Source organism: Streptomyces sp. NRRL S-495 (assembly GCF_000966955.1).
In the GTDB taxonomy this organism is placed as follows: Bacteria; Actinomycetota; Actinomycetes; order Streptomycetales; family Streptomycetaceae; genus Kitasatospora; species Kitasatospora purpeofusca.
This window is the reverse complement of sequence record NZ_JZWY01000508.1, coordinates 1-4982: the sequence shown is the minus strand read 5'-3', so window position 1 is coordinate 4982 and position 4982 is coordinate 1. Positions and strand designations below refer to the sequence as shown.

Below are 4982 nucleotides of genomic sequence, written 5' to 3'. Positions count from 1 at the left end.
ACTGGTGCTGGTGGACGGCGGCGGCCGGCCGGACGCGGTGGCCCGGGAGGTGGCGCTGCTGCTGGACGCCGGGGCGGTGGACACGGTGGCGGGCTGCCACTCCAGCGATGCGCACCGGGCCGTGGAGGCGGTGACCACCGGGCGGGCGGCGTACGTGTTCACCCCGCCGCACGAGGGCGGGACGCGGCTGCCGGGCGTCGTCTGCACCGGGGCGGAGCCGGCCCGCCAACTGGCCGGGGTGGTCGAACGGCTCACCGGGCAGCACCGGCTGCGCCGCTGGGCGCTGGTCGGCAACGACTACATCTGGCCCCGCGCCGTGCACCGGGCGGCCGGGTCGGCGGTGGCCCGGGCCGGGGCGCGGGTGGTGCTGGACCGGCACCTGCCGTTCGGAACCGCCGAACGCGGGCTGGAGCCGCTGCTGGACACGCTGCGCACGCTGCGGGCGGACGCGCTGCTGCTGAGCCTGATCGGCGCCGACCTGGTGCGGTTCAACCGGGCGCTGCGCCGCACCGGCCTGGACCGGCGGCTGGTGCGGCTGTCCGGCGCCCTGGAGGAGAACAGCCTGCTCGCGTACGGCGGGGACACCACCGGCACCCTGTACGCCGCGATGCCGTCGTTCGCGAGCCTCGGCGAGGAGCGGCGGGTGCGGCTGGCCGAGCGGCACCGGGCGGTGTTCGGCCCGTACGCGCCGGTGCTGGACGCGTACGCGGTGGGCCTCTACGACGGGCTGCACCTGGTGGCGGCGCTGGCGGCGCGGGGGGAGCTGGTCGCGGACGGGGGGCTCGCGCGGGCGGCGGCGCGCCTGCTGTGCGGGGAGGGCCCGGCGGTGCGGCGGGCATGGGCGCGGGCCCCGCTGGGACCGGCCCGGGAAGGGGTGCACCTGGCGCGGGCGGAGGGCCTGGGGTTCACGGTCCTGCCGTGAACGGCGGAGTGCCGGGCAACCTCCCGCGAAAACACTTCCATTTGGAAATAACTGGCTCTAGTCTCTCCCACCACCACCCCGGGTCGTCACGGAAGCGAGCCCCCCATGTCCGAAGCACCCGCCCCGCCCTCCGGCCCGTCCGACCGATCCGGCACGTCCGACCCGTCCGGCCCGTCCGGCCCCTCCGACCCCTCCGCGCCCGTCGGCATCGAGGGCTACGGCTACCGGCAGGAGCTGCGCCGCTCCCTGCGCTTCACCGACCTGCTGGTCTACGGCCTGGTCTTCATGGTGCCGATCGCCCCCTTCGGCATCTTCGGCAGCGTCTTCCAGGGCTCGGGCGGCATGGTCGCCCTGGCGTACGGGCTCGGGATGGTGGCGATGATGTTCACCGCCCTCTCCTACGCCCAGATGTCGCGGGCCTTCCCGATGGCCGGCTCGGTGTACACCTACGCCGGGCGCGGCATCGCGGCGCCGGTCGGCTTCCTGGCCGGCTGGATGATCCTGCTGGACTACGTCCTCGTCCCCGGCCTGCTGTACCTGATCGCCGGTGTGGCGATGAACTCCCTGGTGCCGGCCGTCCCGGTCTGGCTGTGGCTGGTCGGCTTCGTGCTGCTCAACACCGCCGTCAACTACCTGGGCGTCGAGATGACCTCGAAGGTCAACAAGGTCATGCTGGTCGGCGAGTTGCTGGTGCTGCTGGTCTTCGTCGGCTTCGGCCTGGCGGCGCTGGCCGCCGGCAAGGGCCGCGGCTTCGACCTCACGCCCGTCTACAACTCCCAGACGTTCTCCTGGAGTCTGGTGTTCGGCGCGGTCTCGGTGGCGGTGCTGAGCTTCCTCGGCTTCGACGGGATCTCCACCCTCTCCGAGGAGAACCGGGACTCCACCCGGGCCATCGGCCGGTCGATGATCGCCGCCCTGCTGCTCGCCGGTTCGCTGTTCATCGCCCAGACCTGGATCGCCTCCCTGCTCGTCCCGGACCCGAACGCGTTGATCGCCGAGGGCGATCCGGACGGCACCGCCTTCTACGACGCCGCCCGGGTCGCCGCCGGCGGCTGGCTCGCCACCGTGACGGCCGCCGCCACCGCCGTCGCCTGGGGCTTCGCCAACTCCCTGGTGGCCCAGGCCGCCACCTCCCGACTGCTGTACGCGATGGCCCGGGACCGGCAGTTGCCCGCCTTCCTCGCCAAGGTCCACCCGAGCCGCCGCGTCCCGGTGAACGCCACCCTGCTGACGGCGGGTGTCTCGCTCGTCCTCGGCCTCTGGACGGCCTCGCGCGAGGACGGCATCACCCTGCTGTCCACGCTGGTGAACTTCGGCGCGCTGACCACCTTCCTGGTCCTGCACGTGTCCGTGGTGGTGCACTACCTGGTGCGGCGGCGCAGCCGGGACTGGTGGCGCCATCTCCTCGCCCCGGCCGCCGGATTCGCCGTCCTGGCGTACGTGGTCGTGAACGCGGACATCGCCGCCCAGCGGCTCGGCTTCGTCTGGCTGGCGATCGGCGGGCTGGTCCTGGCCGGACTGATGCTCTCCGGCCGCCGGCCGAACCTGACGGCGGTCGCCGCCTCCCCCGACTCCCCCTCCCCCTCCCCCTCCCACAACTCGCCGTTCAGCAAGGAGAACCAGTGAGCCTGCCCGACGTCGTCACGCTCTCCCCGACCCCCGACGAGTACGCCTACACCTTCGGCGGAAGCGCCCCGCTGTTGACCGTCCGACCGGGCACGATCGTCGAGTTGACCACCGAGGACTGCTTCGGCGGCCGGGTCCGCGGCACCGGCGACCTGCCGAGCGAGGTCTGCGAGTTCCCCTACCTCAACCCGGTCACCGGGCCGATCGCGGTGGCCGGCGCCGAGCCCGGCGACACCCTCGCGGTGCACTTCGTGGAGATCACCCCGGCCCGGGACTGGGGAATCTCCAGCACCTTCCCGCACTTCGGCGCGCTCACCGCGACCCACAGCACCGCAATGCTGCACGCCCCGCTGGAGGAACGGGTCTGGGTGTACGAGCTGGACCGGGCGGCCGGGATCTGCCGGTTCCGGGCCCGGGTCGGCGACTTCACCGCCGACCTGCCGCTCGACCCGATGCACGGCACGGTCGGCGTCGCCCCGGCCGGCGGCGAGACCCTGATGTCGATCACGCCCGGCGCGCACGGCGGCAACCTCGACACCCCCGAGATGCGGGCCGGTGCCACCGCCTACTTCCGGGTCAACGTGCCCGGCGGCCTGCTCGCCGTCGGCGACGGCCACGCCCGCCAGGGCGAGGGCGAGGTGTGCGGCACGGCGGTCGAGACGGCGATGCGCACCACGGTCGTGGTCGACCTCGTCAAGGGCGGCGGGCCCGCCTGGCCCCGGCTGGAGGACGACCGCTACCTGATCTCCACCGGTTCGGCCCGGCCGCTGGAGGACGCCTTCCGGATCAGCCAGCACGATCTCGTCGGCTGGATCGGGGAGTTGCTCGGCCTGGACACCCTGGACGCCTACCAGCTGGTCAGCCAGGCCGGCCTGGCGCCGGCGGCCAATGTGTGCGACACCAACTACACCATGGCCGCCAAGCTGCCCAAGTCACTGCTGGGCCGCACCCGGGCGTACGACGGCCTGCACGACCGGCTCCGCGCGACCGCGGCCGCCTACCTCCGGCACCGGTAGTCCTTACTGCTCCGCGGCCACCAGAGTGTTCTGATTGGCCGTCAGCAGCCAGCGGCCGTCCTCCTTGGCCATCACGTACAGCGGGCTGCCCTCGTCGCCGACCTGCTCACCGGCGGCGTCGAGGTACCGCTGGCGGACCTTGACGGCGGCGACGTCGGGGCGGACGAAGAACACGTGCGCGACCTCGTAGCTGGCGGTCCGGCCGGTTCCGGCGAAGGCCCCGGGGAGCACCTCGCGGGTGAACTCGGCGATCGCGTCCCGGCCGAGGAGGACCTTGCCGTGCCCGGTGGTCCAGATCGCATCCTCCCGGAAGAGGTCGATGAACACCTCCGGGAGTTCATTGACCTGCGCGTGCTGGACGGTGGCGACAACCTGCTGGATGGCGGCGATCTCGGCCTCGACGGAACCGGCGTTCATGAGTGCGTTGTTCATGCGGACAATCATGGAACTTGAAGCTCACTTGAGGTCAAGCCCCGAACGGGGCGCACCCGCCCTCCCGAGCGGACGGCCAGGAATCACGGCACCCCACCCCTTGCCGGGACGGCGCGGCGGGAGCACTATCTCGACATGCCCATGCCATAGACCCCAGCCCCCGACGCCACCACCCGAACGGTTGATCTAGGCTGGTGACGTGCTCATACTCGTTCGCCGTCGCCACGTGGACCTGCTCCGCGTGACCAGCATGTCCTGTCGACGCTCCAGCTGAACCTCGCACCCCACCCTCAGCGCGGCCCCCACCGGCCGCGTCCCCCCTCCCCGGCCCCGGGCACAGCCGCCGCACCAGGCGCGTCCCCGGCATTCCCGGTCACCACCGGAGCCGGCCGGGACGAGACCCAGCGGATGTCATCCATGTCGCAGCAGCACCCCACCACCACCACCTCGGCCACCCTCCCGACCACCGAGGACGCCCTCCCGGTGATCGACCTCTCGCTCGCCCACGGCAGCCCGGCGGACCGCACCCGGCTGCACGACGCGCTCCGGGCCGCCGCCACCGGTGTCGGCTTCTTCCAGCTCGTCGGCCACGGGGTCACCCCGGCCGAGACGGACGCCCTCACCGACGCCATGCGGGCCTTCTTCACCCTCCCCGAGGCCGACCGCCTCGCCGTCGCCAACCTCAACTCGCCGCACTACCGCGGCTACACCCGCACCGGCGACGAGCGCACCGGCGGCAGCCAGGACTGGCGCGACCAGCTCGACATCGGCGCCGAACTGCCCCCGCACGTCCCCGGCCCGGGCGAGCCCGCCTACTGGTGGCTGGAGGGCCCCAACCAGTGGCCGGCGGCCCTGCCGGCACTGCGCGACGCCGCCCTGACCTGGATCGACCGGCTCGGCGCCGTCGCCCGCACGCTGCTGCACGAACTCCTCACCGCGATCGGCGCCCGCCCGGAGTTCTACGACTACGCCTTCGCCGGCCACCC

Annotated in this window: 5 protein-coding genes; 4 read left to right on the top strand and 1 reads right to left on the bottom strand. The window is 73.1% G+C overall.

Annotation, left to right across the window (positions count from 1 at the left end; translation table 11 throughout):
• The 3 genes from VR45_RS25215 to VR45_RS25205 form a co-directional block, all read left to right on the top strand.
• A partial coding sequence (locus VR45_RS25215; protein WP_045942123.1) for an ABC transporter substrate-binding protein occupies nucleotides 1–922 on the top strand: 922 nt, incomplete at its 5' end.
• Nucleotides 923–1027: 105 nt separating this feature from the next.
• Entirely contained in the window at nucleotides 1028–2548 is a 1521-nt protein-coding gene (locus tag VR45_RS25210) for an APC family permease (RefSeq protein ID WP_078896813.1), read from the top strand.
• Complete coding sequence (locus tag VR45_RS25205) at nucleotides 2545–3564, top strand: acetamidase/formamidase family protein (RefSeq protein ID WP_045942120.1); 1020 nt, start codon at nucleotides 2545–2547, stop codon at nucleotides 3562–3564. The genes VR45_RS25210 and VR45_RS25205 overlap by 4 nt, the downstream gene beginning before the upstream one ends.
• Before the next feature lie 3 nt (nucleotides 3565–3567).
• Here VR45_RS25205 and VR45_RS25200 read toward each other — a convergent pair whose 3' ends face one another.
• Nucleotides 3568–3996, bottom strand: a complete 429-nt coding sequence (locus tag VR45_RS25200; protein WP_078896812.1) for an SgcJ/EcaC family oxidoreductase — start codon at nucleotides 3994–3996, stop codon at nucleotides 3568–3570.
• 417 nt (nucleotides 3997–4413) lie between these two features.
• Between VR45_RS25200 and VR45_RS25195 the strand changes: the two genes are divergently transcribed.
• The coding region (locus VR45_RS25195) for a 2-oxoglutarate and iron-dependent oxygenase domain-containing protein (protein WP_199925995.1) at nucleotides 4414–4982 on the top strand (569 nt) is incomplete at its 3' end.